General features: G+C 70.8%; 18 protein-coding genes. 10 read left to right on the top strand and 8 right to left on the bottom strand.

Features of this window, described 5'->3' with window-relative positions; genetic code table 11:
• Nucleotides 1–69: 69 nt before the first annotated feature.
• A complete protein-coding gene (gene mgrA, locus ABH940_RS04745; protein ID WP_370104403.1) occupies nt 70–1,110 on the top strand; it encodes an L-glyceraldehyde 3-phosphate reductase in 1,041 nt (346 codons plus the stop codon).
• Nucleotides 1,111–1,369: 259 nt separating this feature from the next.
• Nucleotides 1,370–2,923 (top strand): chitinase, encoded by a 1,554-nt coding sequence (locus tag ABH940_RS04740; RefSeq protein WP_370104400.1) that lies wholly within the window; start codon nt 1,370–1,372, stop codon nt 2,921–2,923.
• A gap of 75 nt (nt 2,924–2,998) precedes the next feature.
• On the opposite strand, the gene ABH940_RS04735 is transcribed toward ABH940_RS04740, so the two are convergent.
• A complete protein-coding gene (locus ABH940_RS04735; protein ID WP_370061318.1) occupies nt 2,999–3,397 on the bottom strand; it encodes a RidA family protein in 399 nt (132 codons plus the stop codon).
• Between the two features lie 111 nt (nt 3,398–3,508).
• Here ABH940_RS04735 and ABH940_RS04730 point away from each other — a divergent pair, with 111 nt between their 5' ends.
• Entirely contained in the window at nt 3,509–4,780 is a 1,272-nt protein-coding gene (locus tag ABH940_RS04730) for an alanine racemase (RefSeq protein WP_370104398.1), read from the top strand.
• A gap of 17 nt (nt 4,781–4,797) precedes the next feature.
• On the top strand, nt 4,798–6,432 hold the full coding sequence (locus ABH940_RS04725; RefSeq protein ID WP_370061320.1) for an amidohydrolase family protein: 1,635 nt from the start codon (nt 4,798–4,800) through the stop codon (nt 6,430–6,432).
• A 3-nt stretch (nt 6,433–6,435) separates the two neighbouring features.
• On the opposite strand, the gene ABH940_RS04720 is transcribed toward ABH940_RS04725, so the two are convergent.
• Nucleotides 6,436–7,836 (bottom strand): cellulase family glycosylhydrolase, encoded by a 1,401-nt coding sequence (locus ABH940_RS04720; protein WP_370104396.1) that lies wholly within the window; start codon nt 7,834–7,836, stop codon nt 6,436–6,438.
• 137 nt (nt 7,837–7,973) lie between these two features.
• Here ABH940_RS04720 and ABH940_RS04715 point away from each other — a divergent pair, with 137 nt between their 5' ends.
• The 3 genes from ABH940_RS04715 to ABH940_RS04705 all read left to right on the top strand — a co-directional run bounded on the left by ABH940_RS04715 (nt 7,974) and on the right by ABH940_RS04705 (nt 10,362).
• The gene (locus ABH940_RS04715; protein ID WP_370104394.1) at nt 7,974–8,612 is read left to right on the top strand and encodes a hypothetical protein; all 639 of its coding nucleotides are present in this window, start codon (nt 7,974–7,976) and stop codon (nt 8,610–8,612) included.
• Nucleotides 8,613–8,637: 25 nt separating this feature from the next.
• On the top strand, nt 8,638–9,855 hold the full coding sequence (locus ABH940_RS04710) for a pyridoxal phosphate-dependent aminotransferase (protein ID WP_370061871.1): 1,218 nt from the start codon (nt 8,638–8,640) through the stop codon (nt 9,853–9,855).
• 159 nt (nt 9,856–10,014) lie between these two features.
• Nucleotides 10,015–10,362 (top strand): hypothetical protein, encoded by a 348-nt coding sequence (locus tag ABH940_RS04705; protein ID WP_370061326.1) that lies wholly within the window; start codon nt 10,015–10,017, stop codon nt 10,360–10,362.
• A gap of 91 nt (nt 10,363–10,453) precedes the next feature.
• Here ABH940_RS04705 and ABH940_RS04700 read toward each other — a convergent pair whose 3' ends face one another.
• On the bottom strand, nt 10,454–12,271 hold the full coding sequence (locus ABH940_RS04700; RefSeq protein ID WP_370061328.1) for a phosphoenolpyruvate carboxykinase (GTP): 1,818 nt from the start codon (nt 12,269–12,271) through the stop codon (nt 10,454–10,456).
• Between the two features lie 200 nt (nt 12,272–12,471).
• Here ABH940_RS04700 and ABH940_RS04695 point away from each other — a divergent pair, with 200 nt between their 5' ends.
• The 3 genes from ABH940_RS04695 to ABH940_RS04685 all read left to right on the top strand — a co-directional run bounded on the left by ABH940_RS04695 (nt 12,472) and on the right by ABH940_RS04685 (nt 15,490).
• On the top strand, nt 12,472–13,134 hold the full coding sequence (locus ABH940_RS04695) for a hemolysin III family protein (RefSeq protein ID WP_370061330.1): 663 nt from the start codon (nt 12,472–12,474) through the stop codon (nt 13,132–13,134).
• An 89-nt stretch (nt 13,135–13,223) separates the two neighbouring features.
• Nucleotides 13,224–14,858, top strand: a complete 1,635-nt coding sequence (locus tag ABH940_RS04690) for an MFS transporter (protein WP_370104392.1) — start codon at nt 13,224–13,226, stop codon at nt 14,856–14,858.
• Nucleotides 14,855–15,490, top strand: coding sequence for a TetR family transcriptional regulator (locus ABH940_RS04685; RefSeq protein ID WP_370061334.1), 636 nt, complete (start codon nt 14,855–14,857; stop codon nt 15,488–15,490). The genes ABH940_RS04690 and ABH940_RS04685 overlap by 4 nt, the downstream gene beginning before the upstream one ends.
• Before the next feature lie 186 nt (nt 15,491–15,676).
• Here the strand turns inward: ABH940_RS04685 and ABH940_RS04680 are convergent, their stop codons facing one another.
• From ABH940_RS04680 to ABH940_RS04660, 5 genes are all read right to left on the bottom strand, one after another.
• The gene (locus tag ABH940_RS04680) at nt 15,677–17,680 is read right to left on the bottom strand and encodes a thioredoxin domain-containing protein (protein WP_370061336.1); all 2,004 of its coding nucleotides are present in this window, start codon (nt 17,678–17,680) and stop codon (nt 15,677–15,679) included.
• Nucleotides 17,681–17,726: 46 nt separating this feature from the next.
• The gene (locus tag ABH940_RS04675) at nt 17,727–19,358 is read right to left on the bottom strand and encodes a hypothetical protein (protein ID WP_370061339.1); all 1,632 of its coding nucleotides are present in this window, start codon (nt 19,356–19,358) and stop codon (nt 17,727–17,729) included.
• Nucleotides 19,359–19,584: 226 nt separating this feature from the next.
• Nucleotides 19,585–21,138: a flavin-containing monooxygenase gene (locus ABH940_RS04670; protein WP_370061341.1), complete on the bottom strand. Its 1,554-nt coding sequence runs from the start codon at nt 21,136–21,138 to the stop codon at nt 19,585–19,587.
• Between the two features lie 180 nt (nt 21,139–21,318).
• A complete protein-coding gene (locus ABH940_RS04665) occupies nt 21,319–22,335 on the bottom strand; it encodes an aldo/keto reductase (protein ID WP_370061343.1) in 1,017 nt (338 codons plus the stop codon).
• Nucleotides 22,336–22,422: 87 nt separating this feature from the next.
• On the bottom strand, nt 22,423–24,051 hold the full coding sequence (locus ABH940_RS04660; protein ID WP_370061345.1) for a peptidoglycan-binding protein: 1,629 nt from the start codon (nt 24,049–24,051) through the stop codon (nt 22,423–22,425).
• Nucleotides 24,052–24,208: the final 157 nt, after the last annotated feature.

The following is a 24,208-nucleotide window of genomic DNA, read 5'->3' as shown; positions in this document are numbered from 1 at the left end:
GGTGCGGGGCCACCCTACTCCCCACCGGTTAATGTTCCGTGAGGAGACAAAACCCACGGAGAGGCCCCCATGATCCCCGCTCCCTACCGGCCTGCCGAGAACCGCTACGACGGTTCGATGAAGTACCGCCGGACCGGCCGCAGCGGCCTCAAGCTGCCCGAGATCTCGCTCGGCCTGTGGCACAACTTCGGCGACGACCGGACGCTCGCCTCCCAGCGTGCCATCCTGCGCCGGGCGTTCGACCTGGGCGTGACCCACTTCGACCTGGCCAACAACTACGGCCCGCCGTACGGCTCGGCCGAGGCCAACTTCGGCCGCCACCTGGCGGCCGACTTCCGACCGTTCCGCGACGAGCTGGTGATCTCGACCAAGGCGGGCTACGACATGTGGCCCGGCCCGTACGGCGAGTGGGGCTCGCGCAAGTACCTGACCGCCAGCCTGGACCAGTCGCTGACGCGGATGGGCCTCGACTACGTCGACATCTTCTACTCGCACCGGTTCGACCCGGAGACGCCACTGGAGGAGACGATGGGCGCGCTGGCGTCCGCCGTCCGGCAGGGCAAGGCGCTCTATGTCGGCATCTCCTCCTACAGCGCCGAGAAGACCCGCGAGGCCGCCGCGATCCTGCGCGACCTGGGCGTCCCGCTGCTGATCCATCAGCCGTCCTACTCGATGCTGAACCGCTGGATCGAGGACGACTCCCTGCTGGACACGCTGGAGGCCGAGGGCGCGGGCTGCATCGGCTTCGCGCCGCTGTCCCAGGGCATCCTGACGGACCGTTATCTGCACGGCGTCCCCGCCGACTCGCGTGCGGCGCAGGGCAAGTCGCTGGATCCGGCGTCCATCGACGAGCGGACGCTCGCCAAGCTGCGCGGCCTCAACGAGATCGGGGCCGGACGCGGCCAGTCGCTGGCCCAGCTGGCGCTGAGCTGGCTGCTGCGCGACCCGCGGATGACCTCGGCGCTGATCGGAGCCTCCTCGGTGGCCCAGCTGGAGTCGAACGTCGCCGCGGTGCAGGGCGCTCCGCTGAGCGACGAGGAATTGGCCGAAATCGATCGCTACGCGACCGACGCGGACCTCAACCTCTGGGCGAAGTCCAGCGAGGACTGAGTCGCGAGGGCATTTCTGCACGCCACTGGTCCAGGCCCCGACTGAAGCGAACGCTCCAGTTGTGGTCTGGACCATATGTATGCGGGTCGGCGGCCCAGTCACCCGCACTGAACAGCCAATTTCCTTACGCACCGCGACCTTAACCACGCCTTAAGCGCGTTTCTGACCTCTTGACAGGAGAACTGGTCTAGTCCAACTTGTGTGGCGGGTTTCACTTCCTGTCTTCCCCCGCTTCCCCCACAGTTGAGGACAGACCGCCATGCCATCCCCCCGTACTGTGAACGCCGCGCTGGCCTCCGTGGCCGCGCTGGGACTCGGCCTCACCGGCCTGGTCGCGCTGAGCGGCGGCGCCTCCGCCGCCACCATCAACCTCGTGGTCAATCCCGGTTTCGAGACCGGGACCCTGGCCAACTGGACCTGTGACCCCGGCACCGCCGCGGTCACCACGACCACCGTCCACTCCGGCTCCCACGCGCTGGCGGCGACCCCCACCGCCTCCGACGACGCCCAGTGCACGCAGACCATCAGCGTCCAGCCCAACTCGTCCTACACGCTGAGCGCGTGGGTCAACGGGCCGTACGCCTACCTCGGCACCCAGGGCGACGGCACCACGGACGTCAGCACCTGGTCGAACACCAACTCCTGGAACCAGCTGAGCACCAGCTTCACCACCGGGGCGTCCACCAGCAGCGTCACCATCTACCTGCACGGCTGGTACGGGGAGTCGACGTACTACGCGGACGACGTGGTGCTGAGCGGCGCGGCCGGTCCCAGCCCGAGCCCGACGCAGAGCGGCAGCCCGTCGCCGAGCGCCAGCGCGTCCCCATCGTCGAGCCCGAGTTCCTCTCCGACGCCGACGGCCACGGCCACGACGCCGACCCCCACGTCCACGGCGACCGGCAGCGGTGGCGGGGGCAACCCGAAGCACTGGGTGACCGGCTACTGGCAGGACTTCGACAACGGCGCGACCGACCAGACGATCGCCGACGTCAACCCGGAGTACAACCTGATCGCGGTGGCCTTCGCCAACGCGGACTCGGCCGGGGACGGCGGCATCACCTTCGCGCTCGACCCGACGCTGCAGAGCAAGCTCGGCGGCTACACCGACGCGCAGTTCAAGGCGGACATCGCCGCCAAGCAGGCGGCCGGCGACAAGGTGATCCTCTCGGTGGGCGGCCAGAACGGCACCATCTCTATCACCAGCGCCGCGCAGGCCACCGCCTTCGCGGACAGCGCGTACTCGATCATCCAGCAGTACGGCTTCAACGGCGTGGACATCGACCTGGAGAACGGGCTCAACCCGACCTACATGTCCTCGGCACTGCACCAGCTGGCAGCAAAGGTGGGGTCGGGCTTCATCCTGACCATGGCCCCGCAGACGATCGACGTGCTGAACTCCTCGTCCGACTACCTGGCCACCGCGCTGCAGGTGAAGGACATCCTGACGATCATGAACACCCAGTACTACAACTCGGGTTCCATGAACGGCTGTGACGGCGGCGTCTACTCCGAGGGCAGCGTCGACTTCATCACCTCGCTCGCCTGCACCGCGATCCAGGCGGGCCTGAGCCCGAACCAGGTCGGCATCGGCGTCCCCGCGTCGAGCAGCGCGGCGGGCAGCGGTTACGTCGCGCCGAGCGTGGTCGAGAACGCCCTGAACTGCCTGGCCAAGGGCACCGGCTGCGGCACCTTCAAGCCCAGCACCACGTGGCCGACCATCGGCGGCGTGATGACCTGGTCGACCGCCTGGGACGCCAGCAACGGCAACCAGTTCGCCACCAACGAGGGCGCGTTCGTCCACGCGATGCCGTAACGCGGCACAGGACGGAGGACTGCCCGCCGTAGCCTGCCCGCCGTGCTTCACGAAGCGCGGCGGGCAGTCGCGCGCTCAGTCGGTCACGGCCAGGGCGTCGATCTCGACCAGCAGACCGGCCGGGAGGCCCACGTAGACCGTGGTGCGGGCCGGGACGTCGCCGTCCGGCAGCTCCTTGGCGAACCACGCGTCGTACACGGCGTTGAGCTCGGCGAAGTGCGCGGTGTCGGTGAGGTAGACGCGCATCATCACCAGGTCGCCCCAGCTCGCGCCGCCCTCGCTGAGCACGGCTCCGATGTTGCGCAGCGTCTGCTCGACCTGCTCGGTGAGGCCGGGGCCGACGGGGGCGCCGGTGGCGGGATCGGCGCCGACCTGCCCGGCGACCTGCAACAGACCGCCCTTGGCCACGCCCTGCGAGAAACTGGCGACCGGGGTCGGGGCGTGCTCGGTCCGGATCACTCGCTTGCTGCTCATGCGGCTTGCTCCTCGGCGCTCTGGGGGTACTCCGACGGACTGCTGTCAGGCAGGATATGCAACGGATGTTGCACACGGTGCAACCACATCGGCATCCGAGGGAGTCGCTTCATGGGCATGGACCAGGCCGCGCTCGACACGCTGGGCGAGACCGCTGTCGACTGGCGCTTCAAGGGCATGCCGCTGGGCACGTCGACGACGACCGTCGACCGGATGCGGGACGCCAAGCTGAACCTCTTCGAGGACGGTTTCGTCACTCCCCTGCTCACGCTTGAGTCGACGGCGCTGGCCCACAACCTGGAGCTGATGGCCTCCTGGGCAGCACGCCACGGCCTGGCCCACGCTCCGCACGGCAAGACGCCGCTGGCCCCGCAGCTGATGCAGCGTCAGCTGGAGCTCGGCGCCTGGGGCATCACCGCGGCCACGCCCTCGCACGTCCGGATGTACCGGCACTTCGGCGTCCAGCGGATCTTCCTCGGCAACGAGCTGGTCGACGCGCCCGCGCTGCGCTGGCTGAGCGACGAGCTGGCGGCGGACCCGGAGTTCCGGTTCGTCTGCTACGTCGACTCGGTGCGCGGCGTCGAGCTGATGGACGCGGCGCTCAGCCACCGCATGGACGTGGTGGTCGAGCTGGGCGCGACCGGCTCGCGCACCGGCGTGCGGACGGCGGCGGAGGCGGACGAGGTGGCGCAGGCGGTCCGCGCCTCGCGCCGGCTGCGGCTGTTCGGCGTCGCGGGCTACGAGGGCACGCTGCCCGACGTGGACGCGGCCCGGACGGTCGTGGCCGCCTGGATGGCGAACCTGGTGGCGACGGCCCACCGCTTCGACGCGGCAGGGCACTTCGCCGACGCCGACGAGATCGTCGTCAGTGCGGGCGGCAGCGAGCACTTCGACCTGGTCGCCGCCGCGCTGACCGAGGAAGCGCTGACACTCTCCCGTCCGGTGCTGCGCCTGTTGCGCTCCGGCGCGTACGTCACGCACGACCACCTCCACTACGCCCGGATCACCCCGCTCACCGACGAGTCGGAGCACTTCCTCCCCGCCCTGAAGCTCTGGGCGCAGGTCGTCTCCCGCCCCGAGCCGGGGCTCGCACTGGTGAACGCGGGCAAGCGGGACGTGCCGTACGACCTCGGCCTCCCGGTCCCACTGCAGATCCGCACGCCGACAGGGCTGCTGCGCAAGGCCGACGGCCTGACCGTGACCAAGCTGTCCGACCAGCACGCCTTCGTCGAACTCGCCCCGGACGCGGCCCCGCTGGAGGTCGGCGACTGGCTCGCTCTCGGGTTGTCCCACCCCTGCACGGCCTTCGAGAAGTGGCAGTTGATCCCCGAGGTCTCCGCCGACGGACAGACGGTCGTCGACTACATCCGCACCTTCTTCTGAGCCCGGCCACCCACCCCATGCGAACGGTCCTGCGCGGCGCGCTCGTCGTCGACGGCAGCGGCGGCGCGCCCTACCGCGCCGACGCCGTCCTCGACGACGGCCCCGAGGGCGGCCAGATCGCCCGGCTGCACCGCGAGGGCGCGCCCGGTCCCCGGCCGGGCGCGGCACCGGGCAACGGTCGGGTGATCGACGCGGACGGACTCGCGCTCGCGCCCGGCTTCGTCGACATGCACGCGCACTCCGATCTGGCACTGCTCACCGATCCCGGGCACGAGGCCAAGGTCGCCCAGGGCGTGACGCTGGAGGTGCTGGGCCAGGACGGCCTCTCCTACGCACCCGTGGACGACACGACGCTGGCCGGGCTGCGCCGCCAGCTGGCCGGCTGGAACGGCGATCCGGACCCCGCCGATCTGGACTGGAACTGGCGCACCGTCGGCGAGTACCTGGACCGGCTCGACCAGGGCATCGCCGTCAACGCCGCCTACCTCGTCCCGCAGGGCACGCTCCGCGCCCTCGTCCTGGGCTGGGAGGACCGCCCCGCGACGGCCGCCGAGCTGCAGCGGATGCGCGGGCTGCTCGCGCAGGGGCTGACCGAGGGCGCGGTCGGCATGTCGTCCGGGCTGACCTACACCCCGGGGATGTACGCCGACACCGCCGAACTCACCACGCTCTGCGAGGTGGTGGCCGCGTACGGCGGCTACTACTGCCCGCACCACCGCTCCTACGGCGCGGGCGCGCTCGACGCCTACGCGGAGATGGTCGCGGTGGCCGGCGCCTCCGGCTGCGCGCTGCACCTGGCCCACGCCACCATGAACTTCGAGGTCAACCGGGGCCGCGCGGGCGAGCTGCTGACGCTGGTCGACGCGGCGCTCGCGAACGGCGTGGACCTGACTCTCGACAGCTACCCCTACCTCCCGGGGTCCACCACCCTGGCCGCGCTGTTGCCCGGTTGGGCGACCGCGGGCGGACCGGAGCAGACCCTGCGCCGGCTCGGCGATCCGGCGGCACTGACCCGGATCCGCGCCGACCTGGAGGTGCACGGTTCGGACGGCTGCCACGGCGTCGTCGCCGACTGGGACACCGTGCAGGTCAGCGGCGTCCGCACGGCCTCGCTGCGCTCCTGCGTCTCCCTGACGGTCAGTCAACTTGCGGCGCGGGACGGCGTCGAGCCGTTCGCGGCGTTCACGCGCCTGCTGGTCGAGGACGGCCTCGGTACGACGATCCTCCAGCATGTCGGCGACGAGGCGAACGTGCGCGCGATCATGCGGCATCCGGTGCACTGCGGCGGCAGCGACGGCCTGCTGGTCGGCGACCGGCCGCATCCACGCGCCCACGGCACGTTCCCACGCTATCTCGGCCACTACGTAGGCGAGTTGGGCGTGCTCGGGCTGGCGGAGTGCGTCCGGCACCTGGCCGCGACCCCGGCGCGGCGGCTGGGCCTGCACGACCGCGGGCAGGTCCGCGAGGGGTGGCGGGCCGACCTGGTCCTCTTCGACCCGACGGAGGTCGCGGACGAGGCCACCTACGACCAGCCCCGGCGGCTGCCGCGCGGCATCCCGTACGTCTTCGTCGACGGCGTCGCGGTGCTGGACGACGGGCGGCGGACCGCTGCCCTGCCGGGCCGCTCGGTGCGGCGGTCCGTCATGCGGTAGACCTCAACCCACGTTCTGCGTCGGCGTCGACGGGGTCAGTTGGAGCGTGTGCAGGGTGCCGGGGACGGGCTTCTTCTCGGTGAGCGACAGGATGTGCCGCACCGGGTCCCAGGTGTAGCTGCACGCGGCGTCGAACTCGATCTGCGGCCCGTTCGGGAAGTCCGACGGCGGCAGGTAGACGTCGGTGGAGCCGGTCACCCCGGCCGCGTCGCGGAACTGGAGGGTGAAGACCAGCGTGCCCTTGTCGTAGTCGAACTCCACCGGCACCCCGGCCACCGCACGGGGATAGGCGGTCTGCAGCACACCCGCCAGGTCCGCCTGCCTGCCGGGCGCGGCCCAGGGCGACCACGGGCCGGGCGCGGCGCTCCAGTACGCGGAGCCGACCATCATCTGGTCGAACAGCGCCTGCGTGTGGTCGACGTAGAGGTGCGCGCCGACGGCGTTGCTGTTCACCGTCCAGCCGCCGACCAGCACCGGCGCGTCCAGCCGGGCCGCGGTCCTGGCCACCTGGATCTGCCAGGACGCCGCCGCCCGGTCCGTCATGAAGGCGCTGGTGCCGCTGTACGAGCCGGACGGGTCCAGCGGAGCCGGGTAGAACTGCGGCGCGTAGCCGATCCGCGCGCCCCCCGACCGGGGGTCGGTGAGCGCGGGCAGCGCGCTCGGCAGGCCCCAGTCCGTGGCGACCGCCTCGGGCTCGACGAAGAGCCAGCGCTCGGAGTCGACCGCACGGATGTCGTCGATGACGCGCTGGTAGAAGTGCGCCAGCGGTCCGGACTCGAACGCCGCGCCCTGGACGGAGCCGCCCCAGGGACGGTCGATCAGGTCGAAGCCGAGGATCGGGTCGACGCCCTTCATCCCGCGCTGGTCGAGGTAGTCGGCGATGTGCACCCAGGCGGCGGCGTAGCGCTGCTGCAGGTCGGGCCGGTCGCCGCGGGTGCCCCAGAACTCGTCGGCCGCCTGCGTGGACGCGGCGTCGACGGTCGCGGGCGCGACGGGCGTACCCGGCGGCGGGCCGTAGGCGTCCTGCTCCATGGCCAGCACGACGTGGTCGCCCTGGGCCGCGTACCAGCCGATGCGCTGGACGATCCCGGCCAGGTAGGCGTCGTCGTACCGGCCGGGCCGGGGCTCGACCCTGCTCCAACTCAGCATGATGCGGGCGTAGTCGTCGCCGAGCGCGTTGTACTCGGCCGCCGCGGCCTGCCCGGAGCTCACCGCGCTGCCGCCGTCGGCGTCCAGGCCGTCGAGGATCAGCGCACGCCCCTGACTATCCGTCAGAAATGGCGGCGCTATGGACACTCCCTGCGCGGCGGGCGTACCGACGTGCACCAGCAACCCGGCCGCGCACGCGATCACGACCAGCGTCACCAGCAGTCGGAGCAGCCGACCACGTCTCCGCCTCCGCATGACGCCTCCCCCCCGGACCAGGCAACTGCAGTGATCCTAGATCGCGTTCCTGGGCGCCCACAGGGAGAGGGGTACTGATCGGGTATCAACATCGCCTTGTCGCCCGCACGCATGAACACCCGCGCTACAGTCCGGCCATGTCCGCGTTGCCGCACACCACGCGCTCCCCGCATCCACAACTGGACCGCCCTCGCCTGGTGCTGACCGCAGGCGTCGCCACCGCCCTGCTGCTGGTGCTCGCGCTGGGCACGGACACCGTCTGGCTGGCCCTGACCGACGCGTACGGCGGGCGACTGCTTCGGCCCGCCGCGCTCGGACTGCCGCTCTTCCTGCCCGGCCTGCGCCCGGACCCGCGCGGCGACACCACCTGGGCCTACCTGTGGTGCGAGGACTTCGCGGCTCTGCTGCTGGTCGGCGCGGTCGCGCTGGTGCTGCGGCGGCACGTGCTGCTGCACCCGTACGCGTCCCGACTGCACCGGCTGATCACCGGCTGGGGAGCGGTGGTGCTCGGCGGCGCGGTGGCGGGCCTCTTCCGGGGGCTGATCGAGGCGCGGATGACGGGCGACGGCCCGATCGGCTGGACCGGGTACCCGGTCACCGGGGCGGTCGCCGGAGCACTCTGGGGTGTCGCGCTGGGCTGGACCGTCGGCGTGACCGTCGCGGCGGTCTCGCGCGGCGCGACGCTGCGCCGGATCGCGCGCGGGGTGGTGCGCCTGGGCGGTGTGGGCGGCAGGCGGGCGGGGGTCAGGATGGCGGAAATCACCCGGCGTCCCTGATCGCCAGGCACTAAGGTGCATGAGTATGCAGCCGGTGCTTCAGTCCTCCAAGCTCGCCAACGTCTGTTACGACATCCGCGGCCCGATCCTCGACGAGGCGATGCGCCTCGAGGATGAGGGCCACCGGATCCTGAAGCTGAACACCGGCAACCCGGCACCCTTCGGTTTCGACGCACCGCCGGAGATCCTCCAGGACATCGTGCGCAACCTCGCCGGCGCCCACGGCTACGGCGACTCCAAGGGCCTGCTCTCCGCCCGCCGCGCGGTGGTCATGCACTACGAGGAGCGCGGGCTGCCCGGCCTGAGCGTGGACGACGTCTACATCGGCAACGGCGTCTCCGAGCTGATCCAGATGGCGATGCAGGCGCTGCTCGACAACGGCGACGAGGTGCTCGTCCCTGCCCCCGACTACCCGCTGTGGACGGCCTCGATCAGCCTGTCCGGCGGCACCGCGGTGCACTACCGCTGCGACGAGCAGGCCGAGTGGTTCCCGGACCTGGCCGACATCGAGGCGAAGATCACCGACCGCACCCGCGGCATCGTGATCATCAACCCGAACAACCCGACCGGCGCGGTCTACCCGGTGGAGTTGCTGGAGGGCATGGTCGAGATCGCCCGCCGGCACGGCCTGATCATCTACTCGGACGAGATCTACGACAAGATCCTCTACGACGACGCCGTCCACACCTCCACCGCGTCGCTCGCCCCGGACCTGCTCTGCCTGACCTTCAACGGCATGTCCAAGGCCTACCGGGTGGCCGGCTTCCGCTCCGGCTGGATGACCATCTCCGGCCCCAAGGAGGACGCCCGCAGCTACATCGAGGGCCTGACCACGCTGGCCACGATGCGTCTGTGCGCCAACATGCCCTCGCAGCACGCGATCGCGGCGGCGCTCGGCGGACGTCAGTCGATCAAGGACCTGATCCTTCCGGGCGGACGACTGCGCGAACAGCGGGACATCGCCTGGAAGATGCTCAACGACATCCCGGGCGTCTCCTGCGTGAAGCCGAAGGGCGCGCTCTACGCCTTCCCGCGGCTCGACCCGAAGGTCTTCAAGATCAAGGACGACGCCCAGATGGTGCTGGACCTGCTCAAGCAGCAGCACATCTACGTGGTCCAGGGCACCGGCTTCAACTGGCCCGACCCGGACCACTTCCGCCTGGTCACCCTGCCGCACGCGGAGGATCTGACCGAGGCCATCGAGCGGATCGGCGTCTTCCTGAGCGACTACAGCCAGCCGTAGTGCGGCCGTGGTCCAGCCGCAGTCCAGCCGTAGCCCGAGCAGGGCGCCGACCGACACGCGAGACAGGCGCTTGTTTTAGACAGAGTCCAAGTTAGGCTGTTCTCCATGTACGAGCAGCCGAGGACTCATCCTGCGCCGCGCCGCGTCCGCGTGAGCCAGATGTCGAACGCTCCCGTGCGCCCGCAGAGCGGACGGGCCGGACAGCTGGCCGGTCATCTGTCGGCGCTGCTCGACGTCACCAGCGAACTGCACCGCCGGACCGGCGACTCGGCGCTGGAGAGCGCCGTCGCCGCACTCACGGCGCGGATAGCGGAGATCGGCGCGGGCCTGCCTCAGCGCGCCGCCACCGCGTACCCGGACGACCTCGCCACCCTGCACGCCCAGGCCTTCGACCTGGCGGGCCGGGTGCTGGTGGTCGCCGCCGCCCAGCAGGACACCCGGACGGCAGTACTCGCGTGCCGCCGCATGGATGTCCACACGGCGGCACGGGAGTCGGTTGCCTCGTAGCCCCACAGGGGCTCAGCAGCTCAGCAACAAGCTCAGCTCAGTCGCTCGGCGCTGTTGCGCGACTTCCGCTTCGGCTCCGCTGCGCTTCGCCTCAGCTCAGTCGCTCGGTGAGCTTGTTGTACTCGTCCCACAGCGCCTTCGGCGTGTGCTCGCCGAACAGCTCCAGGTGCTCGGGGATGAGCGCGGCCTCCTGCTTCCAGATGTCGCGGTCGACGGTGAGCAGCAGGTCCAGGTCGGCCTGGTCGATGGTCAGACCGTCCAGGTCCAGCGCGTCCTGGGTGGGCAGGACGCCGATCGGCGACTCGACACCCTCGGCGGTGCCCGCAAGGCGCTCGACGATCCACTTCAGCACGCGGCTGTTCTCGCCGAAGCCCGGCCAGACGAACTTGCCGTCGGCGTTCTTGCGGAACCAGTTGACGTAGTAGATCTTCGGCAGCTTGGCGGCGTCGGCGTTCTCGCCGACCTCCAGCCAGTGGCCGAAGTAGTCACCCATGTTGTAGCCGCAGAAGGGCAGCATCGCGAACGGGTCGCGACGCAGCTTGCCGACGGTGCCCTCGGCGGCGGCCGTCTGCTCCGAGGCGACGTTGGCGCCCAGGAAGACGCCGTGCTGCCAGTCGAAGGACTCGGTCACCAGCGGAACCGCGCTGGCGCGGCGACCGCCGAAGAGGATGGCCGAGATCGGCACACCCGCCTGGTCCTCCCACTCCGGGGCGATGGTCGGGCACTGGGCGGCCGGGACGGTGAACCGGGCGTTGGGGTGCGCCGCCGGGGTCTCCGACTCGGGGGTCCAGTCGTTGCCCTTCCAGTCGATCAGGTGGGCGGGCTTCTCGTCGGTCATGCCCTCCCACCAGACGTCACCGTCGTCGGTGAGCGCCACGTTGGTGAAGACCGTGTTGGCGTACATCGAGTCGATGGCGTTGGCGTTGGTGTCGCGACCGGTGCCGGGGGCGACGCCGAAGAAGCCGGCCTCCGGGTTGATCGCGTAGAGGCGGCCGTCCGCACCGAACCGCATCCAGGCGATGTCGTCGCCGATCGTCTCGACCTTCCAGCCCGGGATGGTCGGCTGGAGCATGGCCAGGTTGGTCTTGCCGCACGCGCTGGGGAACGCGGCGGCGACGTACTTGGCCTCGCCCGACGGCGGGGTGAGCTTGAGGACGAGCATGTGCTCGGCCAGCCAACCCTCGTCACGGGCCATGGTCGAGGCGATGCGCAGCGCGTAGCACTTCTTGCCGAGCAGCGCGTTGCCGCCGTAGCCGGAGCCGTACGACCAGATCTCCTTGGACTCCGGGAAGTGCGAGATGTACTTGGTCTCGTTGCACGGCCACGACACGTCGGCCTCGCCCTCGGCGAGCGGGGCGCCGAGGGTGTGCACGGCCTTGACGAACTCGCCGTCCTCACCTAGGAAGTCGAGCACGGCCTGCCCCATGCGGGTCATGGTGCGCATCGACACGGCGACGTAGGCGGAGTCGGTGATCTCGACACCGTAGGCAGCCAGCGGCGAGCCCACGGGACCCATGGAGAACGGCACCACGTACATGGTGCGACCCTTCATGGAGCCCTTGAAGATGTCGCCGAAGATCGCCCGCATCTCTGCAGGCGCCTTCCAGTGGTTCGTCGGACCGGCGTCCTTCTCCTCCTCGGAGCAGATGAACGTACGGTCCTCGACCCGCGCGACATCGCGCGGGTCGGAGGCAGCGTAGTAGGAGTTGGGCCGCTTCTCCGGGTTGAGCTTGCGGAAGGTGCCCTTCTCGACAAGCAGGTCACACAGACGCTGGTACTCGGCTTCAGAGCCGTCGCACCACTCGATCCGATCCGGCTGGGTGAGCTCTGCGATCTCCTGAACCCACGCCAGCAGCTTCTTGTGCCGGGTCGGGGCAGCGTTGACCTGGGCAGAGTTCTCGTACGGCACGATCGCTCCGTTTCACATCCGATCGTCCTTGAACGGATGGTGAGGGGTTGAGGGTCTTCGCAGGGTATCTCGCATGTCGGAGAAGTGACATACCGCCCCCCTTGTGAGACCGACAACACTGCAGGTCAGCGTCACAGTGACGAGAAGCTCGACCGACCTACCAGTAGGTAACCTACGGGTCCGTAGCTACACTTCGGAGCATGACAGCTGGGGTGGAAATGACGGAGCGCAATTCCCTGCAAAAACCGGCTATGCGCGGTTGGTTGCACGCGGGCATGTTCCCGGCGACGGTTGCCGCAGGAATCGTGCTGATTTGCCTGGCCACGACCACAGCGGCGCGGGTCGCGTGCGCGATCTACGCCGCAAGCGCTTGGATGCTGTTCGGCATCAGCGCGCTCTACCACCGCTTCTCCTGGGGTCCGCGCGGCGAGGCGGTGCTGCGCCGGCTCGACCACAGCAACATCTTCCTGATCATCGCCGGGACTTACACCCCCGTCACCATCCTGCTGTTGCGCGGCGGCCAGCAGCAGGTGCTGCTCTGGCTGGTCTGGGCAGGCGCTTTGGCCGGGATCGCCTTCCGGGTCTTCTGGGTCGGCGCGCCGCGCTGGCTCTACACCCCCTGCTACCTCGCCCTCGGGTGGGCCGCCGTCTTCTTCCTCCCCGACTTCTTCCGGACCGGCGGCGTCGCGGTGACTGTGCTGATCATCGTCGGCGGCCTGCTCTACAGCGTCGGCGGCGTGATCTACGGCCTGAAGCGGCCCAACCCCTCACCGCGCTGGTTCGGCTTCCACGAGGTCTTCCACGCCTGCACGCTGGCGGCGTTCACGGTCCAGTTCGTGGGGGTGTCCCTGGTCGCCATGTGACACAGCCGCCTTCCGGCAGCTGATAGCGATTGACAGCTCCTAGATTTTGAGAGTTACTGTCAGAAGACAGTAACTCTTAGGGGGCTGCCATGAGCACGCACGCGACCGTGAGCACCACCGCACCACCCGACTCCCCGCCCGTCGACCGCCGCCGCTGGTGGGCACTGGCTGCCATCTGCCTGAGCGTGCTGGTGCTCGGCTTCGACGGCACCATCCTCAACGTGGCGCTGCCCGACCTGGCCGTCCAACTGCACGCGACCACCGACCAGTTGCAGTGGATCGTCGACGCCTACCTGGTCGTCTTCGCCGCCGCGATGCTCCCCGCCGGGCTGCTCGGCGACCGCTTCGGCCGCCGGAGGCTGCTGGTCGGCGGCCTGGTCCTGTTCGGCGCGGCGTCCCTGGTCGGCACGCTGGTGCACTCCGCGGACACGCTGATCGCGGTCCGCGCCGTGATGGGTCTCGGCGGGGCGTTCATCATGCCGCTGGGCATCGCGATCCTGCCGAGCCTCTTCGCCCCGGCCGAACGGCCGCGCGCGGTCGCCGTGATGACGGCGGGCATGGCCGTCGGCATGCCGCTCGGCCCGATGCTGGGCGGACTGCTGCTCAACCACTTCTGGTGGGGCTCGATCTTCCTGATCAACGTGCCGCTGATCGTCGTGGGCATCGTCGCCTGCCTCTGGCTGGTCCCCGAGTCCCGCGACCCCTCCGTCCCGAGGGTCGACATGCTGAGCGCGGCGATCGGCGTCGTCGGTCTGGCCGCGCTGACCTTCGGCATCATCCAGGGCCCGACGGACGGTTGGGGCTCGGCGACCGTGGTCGGCTCGCTGGTCGCCGCGGTCCTGCTGCTCGGCGGTCTGGTCTGGCGTGAGCGCAGCCAGCCGCACCCGATGGTCGACTTCGCCTTGCTGGCCGACCGGGTCTACCGGTGGAGCACGATCGCCTCCGTGCTCGTCTCGTTCTCGCTGATGGGCGCGCTGTTCGTGCTGCCGCAGTACCTCCAGTCGGTCCTCGGCAACGACGCGTTGGGTACCGGGATCCGGCTGATGCCGCTGATGGGCGGCCTGCTGGTGGCGGCGCGGGCCGCCGAGAAGCTGGTGGAGAAGCTGTCGGTGCGGTGGGTGGTCTCGGTCGGGATGCTGATCGTGGCGGGCGCGCTGCTGCTCGGCGCGACCACGGGCGTCAGCGACGGCTACGGGCTCACCGCGACGTGGCTCTCGCTGCTCGGCTTCGGCATGGGCTTCACCATGGTCCCCGCGATGGGCGCGGCGATGGCCGCGCTGCCGGACGACCGGGCCGGCGTCGGCTCCGGTCTGCTCCAGACGCTGCGTCAGTCCGCCAGCGCCATCGGCGTCGCCCTGCTCGGCAGCCTGCTGGCCGGCGCGTACACCGCCCGGCTGGACACGGGCCACCTCCCGGCGGCGCTCGCGAAGACCGCCCAGGGCTCCGTCTCGGCGGCCCAGGCCGTCGCCACCCAGCTCCACGACACCGCGCTGGCCGCGAGCGCGCACGCGGCGTTCGTCCACGGCATGGACCTGGTGCTGCTGGCCTGCGGCATCGGCTCGGCGCTCTCCGCCGCGCTGCTGGCCCTGCGGATGCCGGGCGTGCGACCTGCGGCGAGGACGGAGGAGGAGGTGGGTACGGACACGGCGGGTACGGACACGGCGGGTACGGAGGAGGTGGCCGGGGCAGCCGGGACGGGCGGTGCGGGACAATTCCTGACATGAGTGCCGCCGCCCCTCCTCCCCGTCCTGCAAGCACCGAGCTGGAACACATGCTGGAGGCTCCGCTCGGCCTGCGGGAACGCAAGAAGCTGAAGACCCGCCGGGCCATCCGCTCGGCGGCCTTCAGCCTTTTCGCCGACCAGGGCTACGAGGCGACCACCGTCGACCAGATCGCGGCGGTGGCGGAGGTCTCCCCGAGCACCTTCTTCCGCTACTTCCCGACCAAGGAAGACCTGGTCATCAGCGACGACTACGACCCGCTGCTGGAGGCCGCGTTCCGGGCCCGCCCGAAGGACGAGCCGCTACGGCAGGCCCTGCGGACGGCCATGGTCGGCCCCCTCCGCCAGGTGCTCGCCGCAGAACGCGACGAGATGCTGCTCCGGATGGAGCTGTACCGGCAGGTCCCGGCGATCCGCGCGCGGGCCATGACGGAACAGCAGCAGACCTCCGCCCGCCTCTGTCGACTGATCGCCGAACGCACCGGCGAGGACCCGGCCGGCCTGCACCTCCGTGTCCTGGTCACCACGATCGTCGCCGCCGCGGGCGAGGCGGTCCTCTACTGGTCGGAACGCGGCGGGGTGGACGACATGACGGAACTCCTCGACCAGGCGCTGGACGTGGTCATCGGCCCATGACTTGAGGGCGAGCGCTCTCCGCAAAGGGGACGTTGCACTACCCAGGGGGCGCGGGGAACTGCGCGAGATACCACCCCATGCGGATGGCCCTGAACGTTCGGCCTGCTACCTGCTTGGGTGGCTTGTCGCGCAGTTCCCCGCGCCCCCTGGGTAGTGCAACTACGCCGTCTGCGGAAAGAGAGAGAGCTACTCCCCCGGCCTGGCGTTCAGGCCCTCACGGAGCCACTCCGGGTCGGTGACCGGGGCGTCGCAGGTGAAGCGGCGGCAGACGTACGCGGTGGGCCTACCGTCCACCGTGGGCTTCTCCTCGTCCGGGGTGATCACCAGCCCCGGCGCGGTAGCGCCCAGCGCCGCCGCCCGCAGGGCGAGCGTCTCCGGCGCGTCCGGCTCGCCCGCCAGGGCCACGCGGCGGGGGCCGTCCAAGAGGGCCTGGGCCACCGTCAGGCCCCAGCCGATGAACCGGGGCGCGCGGCTCGCGAGCGGGGTGACCACCGTCAACGCCCGCTCCGCGGCCTCGCGGTGGCGTTCGGACTCGGTGAGCGCCGCATACGACAGCAGCGCACCGGCCGCCGCCGACCACCCGGAGGGCGCCGCGTTGTCGGTCGGGTCCTGGGGGCGGCGGATCAGTTGCTCCGCGTCGGCCGCCGTGTCGAAGAGCGCGCCGGACGTCTCGTCGGTGAACTGTGTCAGCACGACCTCCAGCAACTCGCCGGCGGCGTCCAGCCAGCGTCGGTCGCCGGTCACGTTGTGCAGCGTCAACAGGCCCTCGGCGACGTCGCCGTAGTCCTCCAGCACCCCCACGTTCGTGCCCGGACGCTCGTCGCGTGAGGTGCGCAGCAGGCGGCCGGACGCGTCCCGGTGGACGTCGAGCAGCAGCGCCGCGGCGACCACCGCCGCGTCCAGGAAATCCGGACGGTCCAGCAGAGCCCCGGCCTCGGACAGCGCCGCGACGGCGAGGCCGTTCCACGCGGCGACGACCTTGTCGTCCCGTGCCGGACGCGGCCGCAGCTCGCGGGTCGCGAACAGCCGCGCCCGCAGCTCCGGTTCCGGCTCGTCGCCGGGGAGTTGCAGGACGGAGGCGCCCTCCTCGAAGGTGCCCTCCGCCGTCACGCCGAACAGCCCGGCCGCCCGCGCACCGTCCTCAGCGCCGAGCGCGTCGACAAGCTGTTCCGGCGTCCAGACGTAGAACGCGCCCTCGCGGCTGTGGCCCTCCGCGTCGGCGCTGTCCGCGTCCAGCGCGGAGGCGAACCCGCCCTCGGCGGTGCGCAGTTCACGCAGCAGGAACTCGCCGGTCTCCACCGCCACCCGGCGGGCGAGCGCACTGCCGGTGGCCCGCCACAGGTGGGTGTAGACGCGGAGCAGCAGCGCGTTGTCGTAGAGCATCTTCTCGAAGTGCGGCACGACCCACGCCGCGTCGACCGAGTAGCGGGCGAAGCCGCCACCGAGTTGGTCGTAGATGCCGCCGCGGGCCATCGCCTCGCAGGCGTGGACGGCCATCTCCAGCGCCGGGTCGCTGCCGGTCGCGGCGTGGTGGCGGAGCAGGAACTCCAGCACCATCGAGGGCGGGAACTTGGGCGCGCCGCCGAACCCACCACGGCTGCCGTCGTACTCGCGGGCCAGCGCGGCCACCGCGTGGCGCAGCGCGTCCGGTCCGGGCGTCTCGGCACCGGCCAGCCCGGCGTAGACACCGCCGCGTTGGGTCAGCTCGGCCACGATCCGCCCCGCGACCTCGGCGACCTCGTCACGCCGCCCGCTCCAGGCGTCGGCCACGCCGCCCAGCACCTGCCGGAACGACGGCATGCCGTGCCGCGGCTCGGGCGGGAAGTAGGTGCCGAAGTAGAACGGATCCCGCTCCGGGGTCAGGAACACCGTCATCGGCCAACCGCCCTGGCCGGTCGCGGCCTGCACCGCCTCCATGTAGACGGCGTCCACGTCGGGCCGCTCCTCGCGGTCGACCTTGATCGCCACGAAGTTCTCGTTGACGACGCGCGCCGTCTCCTCGTCCTCGAAGCTCTCGTGCGCCATCACGTGGCACCAGTGACACGCCGCGTACCCGACGGACAGCAGGACGGGGACATCCCGTCGCCGCGCCTCCTCGAAGGCCTCCGGCGACCAGGGCCACCAGTCGACCGGGTTGTCGGCGTGCTGGAGCAGGTACGGGGAGGTGGCCTGCGCGAGTCGGTTCGCCATGGTCCCATCCTTGCGCATCCGCCCGACGGAAGCGGGACGACAGGGCCTAGGACGCGAGCTTCGCGGCGATCAGCTTCTTCGCGCTCTCGGGTTCGTCGCTCATCGCCAACTCGTCCCAGTCCAGGCCGAGGGCGGCGATGGTGTCGCGGGCCTCCCTCGTCCTGACGGGGTCGGCGTCGGGGCTGTTCTGGGCCATCCCGTACAGGGCGGCGGCGTACTCCTGACGCTTGCTCGGTCCGGTCCGCTTCCAGAAGGCGAGCGTGCTGCCGAGCCGGTCGCGGACGGCCCGGGTGGGTTTGCCCTCGGCGTCGGGTTCGGCGGTCTGGTCCCAGCGCTTGGCGAAGAACTTCCAGGCCTTGTACGAGGCGAGGCCCAACCCGACGAGGGCGGCGGCTCCGGCGAGCGCCCAGCCGATCGGGGAGGCGACGAAGAGGCCTGCACCGGCGGCCGTTCCCGCCGCGACCGCGATCGAGGTGACGAGGGCGGCGACGCTGCCGCTCGCCCCCAGCGCCCCGCCTGTCGCGGCGATGATCTTCTTGATCCGGCCACGCTGGTTCTTGCGCACCGCGTAGGCCTGGATCATCCGCAGCGAGATCTGCCGGGGCGCACCTGACGTGTGCTGGTTGACCTCCTCGGCGGCCTCCGCGAGCGCGTGGTCCATGGCCCGCCGCACGTCCTCACGTTGCTGCTGCCTCGCCAGGGCCTGCGTCAGTCCCTCCTGGGCCGCGTCGAGCCGGCGCGACCATTCGTGGACCTCCAGCCGGGCCTCCTTCAGGCTCCCGAGGTCGGTTCCGAGCGGGCGGTCGAGGGGCGAGCGGCCCATCTCCGCGAGGTGTGCCTGGTACGTCGCGCTCTTGGACGCGACCAACTCGGTGAGCGCGGCGGCCAGTTCACGGCAGGCGGCGACCTCGCCCGCGGCGGCTTCCAGCGCCTGCTTCGGCTGATCGTCCTCGGTGCTCATCAGCGCGCGCAGCGCCTCGACGCGGGTCTGCGCCTTGGCCGCCTTGCGTGCGTAGCGGGCCGTCTGCACCAGGGTCGCAGGGAGCGCGACCGCACCGCCGGCGGAGAACATGGCGTTGTAGACCGGGGTCGGATAGCCGAGGTAGTTCATCACGCCGCCGGCCCCGCTGATCACGTTGCCGGCCAGCCCGGAGACGCCCTGGCCGACCTCCGCGCGGGCACTGCTCTGCTCGCGGGCGGCCTCCCGGTGCGGTGCGCTGCCCTCCGCGTGCTCGGACAGCTCGTGCTCCGCATGGTGCATCGCCATCGCCCCGGTGACGATCCCGGCCCCGGCGGTAAGGACGGAGCTGAACGGACCCACCATGCCGCCCGCATAGGAGGCGGGCGTGCTGACGCTGGGGTCGACGTACTGTGCTCCCACCGTCGGCGCGGTCCCGGCCGCCACGTTCTGTGCGGCGTTGTCGAGGGTGTCCTTCAGCCTGCCGGTCGTGGTCTCGCCGTCCTCGGTCTCCCGCTGAACGCTGACGTCGGCATGGACGCCGGCATGGGCGTCGGCGTCAACGTCCGCGCCGGCACCCGCGCCGGCGCTGCCGGGTGCCGACCGGAGTGCGGCCGTCACGGCGGTGTTCCCCGCCGTCCGCTGCATGGAGATGACGTCGGCTGCCGACAGGCCGCCACCGCCGCTCAACCGGCGCGTCGGTGTGGTGCTCCTGCGCACGGCCGACGCGCTGCCCCCACGACGTAAGGGTTCGTCCCGTTCCAGACGCCCGCGCACGCTGCCCTCCAAGACGACGCGCCGCGCGCCCTTCGCGGCCGATGCCCCGATCCTCCTTTCGCGCTCCACCGGGGGCAAGGCATTCCCTCGGGGAAAGGGATCAATGTTTCGCTAAGGGGGCAACGCGCTCTTAACACCCCATGCCGCCAGGGGCGTTGGAGGGCGTCCGTCAGGCGGTCGCGCGCGCCTCCCCCGACTCGGCCGTGTCCGCCGCCCTCGCCCGGCGGAGTGCGCTGCGCGGGGTCGGGGCGAGGGTGCGGTCGAGCCGGGTGCGCATGGTGGTGGCCGCGTCGAGGATGTAGTTCTGCCGGACCTGCCAGGGACGCCGGTCACCTTGCTTCGGGAAGGCCGAGATGGACCGCTGGACGTAGCCGGCCGCCAGGTCCAACAGCGGATGCTCGCCGAGCGGGCCGTCCGGGCGCGGAACGACCGCCGCGTAGTCGCGCCTCTCCATGTGGTTGAGCACCTTGCAGACCAGACGGGACGTCAGATCCGCGCGCAGCGTCCAGGAGGCGTTGGTGTAGCCGATGCAGATCGCGAAGTTGGGCAGCCCGGTCAGCATCGCGCCGTTCCAGACGAACTGCCGGGTCAGGTCCACCGCTTCGCCGTCCACGGACGGGTGGATGCCGCCGAAGGCGAGCAGTCGCAGGCCGGTGGCGCTTACGACGATGTCCGCTTCCACCAGCTTGCCGGACTTCAGCCGGACGCCCTCCGGCACGAAGGTGTCGATGTGGTCGGTGACGATCGACGCCCGGCCGGACCGCATCGTCTTGAACAGGTCCGCGTCCGGCACCGCGCAGAGCCGCTGGTCCCAAGGGTTGTAACTGGGCGTCAGATGCTCGCGCACCGCGTCCGCGTCGCCGAGGATCCGGGTGCTGAGGCCGGTCAGCAGCTTGCGCGCGGCCTCCGGGCGTCGGCGGCAGAACTGGTAGAAGCCGACCGCGAAGAGGATGTTCTTGGTCCGCGCCAGTTTGTACGCGGTCCGAGCGGGCAGCACCGAGCGGAGCACGTCCGCGACCTTGTCCCGGCCGGGCACCGCGCCGATCCAGCTCGGCGTGCGCTGGAGCATGGTGACGTGCGCGGCGCGGTCCGCCATCGAGGGGACCAGGGTCACCGCCGTGGCGCCGCTGCCGATGACCACGACGCGCTTGCCGGTCCAGTCCAGGCCCTCGGGCCAGAACTGCGGATGCACCATCCGGCCGCCGTTCTCCGTGAACGACTCGACGCCGGGGAAGTCCGGGGCGTGGCCCTGGTCGTAGTCGTAGTAGCCCGCGCAGGTGTAGAGGAAGTCGCAGGTCAGCGTGGAGAGTTGGTCGCCGCGGCGGACGGTCAGGGTCCACCGCGCCTCGGCGGAGGACCAGTCGGCGGCGACCACCCTGGTGCCGTAGCGGATCTTGCGGTCGATGCCGTACTCGGCCGCCGTCCGCTGCAGGTAGCGCAGGATCGAGGAGCCGTCCGCGATCGACTTCTCGCCGTCCCAGGGCCGGAACGGGAAGCCGAGGGTGAACATGTCGGAGTCCGAGCGGATGCCGGGGTAGCGGAAGAGGTCCCAGGTGCCGCCGAGCGCGTCCCTGGCTTCCAGGATCGCGTAGGAGCGGCCGGGGCACTCGGTCTGCAGCCGGTAGCCCGCGTCGATGCCGGACAGGCCGGCGCCGACCACGATCACGTCGAGGTGCTCGGTCCGGCCGTGGTCCCCTGCGGCTGCCTGTTCCTGCTGCGTCATTGCTCCAGTGTGCGGGCAGGCGTCCGATACGCCTTGACTCTGGACGACAGGTATGTGCCCCTGGGCGACATGCCGGTGATCCGTTCCGCGGCACTGCGCGGCTTCCGCGCCACCGTCGCCGAGCTCGGCGGGAACGCAGACAGTCTGGCGCAACGTCCCACCCGGACGATCAGGCTTCCCTCACCAGGCGAACGCCTCCGGCGCCGGACCCGGGCCGGGGAAGATCTCGTCGAGGGAGGCCAGCAGCTCGGCCGAGAGCGTCAGGTCCAGCGCCCGAAGCGCGGAGTCGAGCTGCTCCTGGGTGCGGGGGCCGACGATCGGGCCGGTGACGCCGGGCCGCGTCAGCAGCCAGCCCAGGGCGACCTCGCCGGGCTCCAGCCCGTGCTTCTCCAGCAGGTCCTCGTATGCCTGCACCTTGGCACGTATCTCCGGGTCGGCCAGCCCTGTCGCCGAGCGGCCCATCTTCGTGCGCGCACCCGAGCCCTCCGCCTCCTTGCGCAGCGCGCCGCCGAGCAGGCCCTGGTGCAGCGGCGACCACGGGATGACGCCGAGCCCGTACTCCTGCGCCGCCGGCATCACCTCCATCTCGGCCCGGCGCTCGAACAGGTTGTAGAGGCACTGCTCGCTGACCAGCCCGAGCCCGACGCGTCCGCCGCGCGTCGCAGTCTCGTTGGCCTGGGCGATCTTGTAGCCGGGGAAGTTGGACGAGCCGACGTAGAGGACCTTGCCCTGCTGGATCAGCACGTCCATCGCCTGCCAGATCTCGTCGAACGGCGTTGCCCGGTCGACGTGGTGGAACTGGTAGACGTCGATGTGGTCCGTCTGCAGTCGCCGCAGGCTGGCGTCGACGGCGCGGCGGATGTTCACCGCGGAGAGCCGGTCGTGGTTCGGCCAGGAGGACTCGAAGAGGGAGCGGCCGTCGTTGGTGGCGTTGGCATAGACCTTGGTGGCCAGCACCACCTTGTCGCGCCGGTCGCCGCCCTGCGCGAACCAGCGGCCGATGACCTCCTCGGTCAGGCCCTTGTGTGCGTCGCGGCCGTAGACGTTCGCCGTGTCGAAGAAGTTGACGCCCGCGTCGAGCGCGGAGTCCATGAGGGCGTGGCTGGTGGCCTCGTCGGCCAGCCCGCCGAAGTTCATCGTGCCGAGGACCAGGCGACTGACCTTGAGTCCGGTGCGTCCGAGCTGCGTGTACTCCATGGCGTTCATCCAACGCGCCTGGAGTGCACTTCAAGCAAGCCCCGAGCGCACCGGACCACAGGTCCTGATGCTGTCAACACCCGGCCGTCAGCTCAGCGGCGTGAAGCCGCGCTCGCGCAGTTGCTCGGCGTAGAGGCTCTGCGGCAGCTGCGGCTTGCCCGAGCCGGTGACCTCGCCGTCGGAGCCGCTCAGCAGCTTGCCGGTACAGCCGAACGCCCAGTTGTGCGCGGTCGGCGGGTTCTGCACCTCGTAGCCGCCGGTGGTCACGCAGTTCCACGCGGTGCTGTTGGCGTCGGACCAACCGTGGCCGGTGCCGCGACTGCCGTTGTTCACCATCAGCAGCGTGCCGTCGACGGACACGTTGTCGTACAACGTGCCGCTGCCCCACCGCTGGTGACCACCCGAGTCGTACGGGGTCTGCAACAGCACGGCGCTGCAGTCGGAGTAGACGTTCGGGCCGGACTGGCGGGCCTCGGTGGTGAAGGCGTGGATCTTGTCCGCTGTCACCTTGCAGTCCTGGATCAGGTTCTCCTGCCCCATCAGCGTGTAGCCGTCGGAGCGGGCGGAGGTGGCGGTGTTGGTGATCATGTCCAGCGTGGCGGTGTGCAGCACGGTGATCCGGCGGCTCTGCCCGCCGAGGCGGGTGACGCCGTCCTGGCCGTAGTCGTACGAGACCACGTCACGGACCCAGGAGTCCTGCACGGCGTCGAACGAGGAGAACGTCGAGTTGTAGAAGTCGGAGGCGTACTTCGGGTCGGCCGCCATGGCCTGGCCGTCCGTGCTCAGCGACTCGATGCCGACGTGGTCGATCCGCGGGAAGCTGTCCCTGAAGACCGTGGCCTGCGTGTACTGCGCCTCCAACGCGGTGGTCAGCGGCGCGTCCAGGGTGAGCTGCCTGCCGTGGATCGCTGTGACGGTTCGCTCGGAGTAGAGGCTCCAGTTGGGCTTCCACAGGCTCTGCATTCCGATGGCGTCGAGCCACGCCTGCGTGGTCGGACGCTGCACCACCACGGACGAACCGACGCCCAGCCCGGACGTGGAGGCGACATCCACCGTGGTGCCGCCGACCGGGACATAACGGTCCGTCACCTTGGTGGGCGTGGTCAGCGCGCGGTAGGAGGAGCTGCCGCCGATGGTCAGGACGGTCCGGGCCGTGGCGCCCTCGGCGACCAGCCGGGTGCCGTTCGTACCGCTGCCGCTGCCGCGCAGCACCACGCCGGAGGCGTCGATGTGCAGCGATCCGGCCATCCGGTACGAGCCCGGGCCGAGCAGCACCGCGCCGCGCAGGCCCTGGGAGTTGGCCGGCAGCTTGGACACCGCGTCGATAGCGGCCTGGATCTGCGTGGTGTCGTCGCCGCCGCTGGGCTTGGCGACGCGGTCACGGACGGCCGCGGTCGGCAGCGGGACACCGCCGCCCTCGTAGCCGGCGTGGGAGTAGTCGGGAACCCGGTTGCCCTGTGCGTCGTGCCCGTACGCGAGCTTGCCGCCGCTGTAGCTCAGCCAGGCGGTCGTGGCGCCGGTCGCCGTGGCTCCGGCGGCCGTGCTCGCCGCGCCGGTCGCCGTGCTTGCGGCGGCACCTGCCGTGGACGCCTGAGGCTCGACCGAGGTGCCGGCCTCGGCGTCGGAGACCGCGAGTGCGATGCCGCCCGCCGCGAGCGCGGCGGCTGCGGAGACGAGGGTGAGGCGCCTGGCGCGGCGCCGGTGACGGATGTTCACAAGGCGGATCCTGTCAAGCACCCACAAGCAAGTAAAGCTTCTTTACCACGTTCGGTGGCACTTCATGCACAGCCTGCGTGGATGTCCCGCACTTGTCACATGGACTCACGTGTCCGGTGCACGGCGGCAAGGGCCGGACCCGTAGGGTCTTGGCGGA

Origin of the sequence: Streptacidiphilus sp. BW17, from assembly GCF_041262485.1 — a bacterium.
GTDB lineage: Bacteria > Actinomycetota > Actinomycetes > Streptomycetales > Streptomycetaceae > Streptacidiphilus.
Note: the sequence above shows the minus strand (reverse complement) of the source record. Positions and strands in the feature narration are given on the sequence as shown.

Coding starts and splice junctions, on each gene's coding strand:
- mgrA (WP_370104403.1), top strand. CDS start 70: ATGATCCCCGCTCCCTACCGGCCTGCCGAGAACCGCTACGACGGTTCG.
- ABH940_RS04740 (WP_370104400.1), top strand. CDS start 1,370: ATGCCATCCCCCCGTACTGTGAACGCCGCGCTGGCCTCCGTGGCCGCG.
- ABH940_RS04735 (WP_370061318.1), bottom strand. CDS start 3,397: ATGAGCAGCAAGCGAGTGATCCGGACCGAGCACGCCCCGACCCCGGTC.
- ABH940_RS04730 (WP_370104398.1), top strand. CDS start 3,509: ATGGGCATGGACCAGGCCGCGCTCGACACGCTGGGCGAGACCGCTGTC.
- ABH940_RS04725 (WP_370061320.1), top strand. CDS start 4,798: ATGCGAACGGTCCTGCGCGGCGCGCTCGTCGTCGACGGCAGCGGCGGC.
- ABH940_RS04720 (WP_370104396.1), bottom strand. CDS start 7,836: ATGCGGAGGCGGAGACGTGGTCGGCTGCTCCGACTGCTGGTGACGCTG.
- ABH940_RS04715 (WP_370104394.1), top strand. CDS start 7,974: ATGTCCGCGTTGCCGCACACCACGCGCTCCCCGCATCCACAACTGGAC.
- ABH940_RS04710 (WP_370061871.1), top strand. CDS start 8,638: ATGCAGCCGGTGCTTCAGTCCTCCAAGCTCGCCAACGTCTGTTACGAC.
- ABH940_RS04705 (WP_370061326.1), top strand. CDS start 10,015: ATGTCGAACGCTCCCGTGCGCCCGCAGAGCGGACGGGCCGGACAGCTG.
- ABH940_RS04695 (WP_370061330.1), top strand. CDS start 12,472: ATGACAGCTGGGGTGGAAATGACGGAGCGCAATTCCCTGCAAAAACCG.
- ABH940_RS04690 (WP_370104392.1), top strand. CDS start 13,224: ATGAGCACGCACGCGACCGTGAGCACCACCGCACCACCCGACTCCCCG.
- ABH940_RS04685 (WP_370061334.1), top strand. CDS start 14,855: ATGAGTGCCGCCGCCCCTCCTCCCCGTCCTGCAAGCACCGAGCTGGAA.
- ABH940_RS04680 (WP_370061336.1), bottom strand. CDS start 17,680: ATGGCGAACCGACTCGCGCAGGCCACCTCCCCGTACCTGCTCCAGCAC.
- ABH940_RS04670 (WP_370061341.1), bottom strand. CDS start 21,138: ATGACGCAGCAGGAACAGGCAGCCGCAGGGGACCACGGCCGGACCGAG.
- ABH940_RS04665 (WP_370061343.1), bottom strand. CDS start 22,335: ATGGAGTACACGCAGCTCGGACGCACCGGACTCAAGGTCAGTCGCCTG.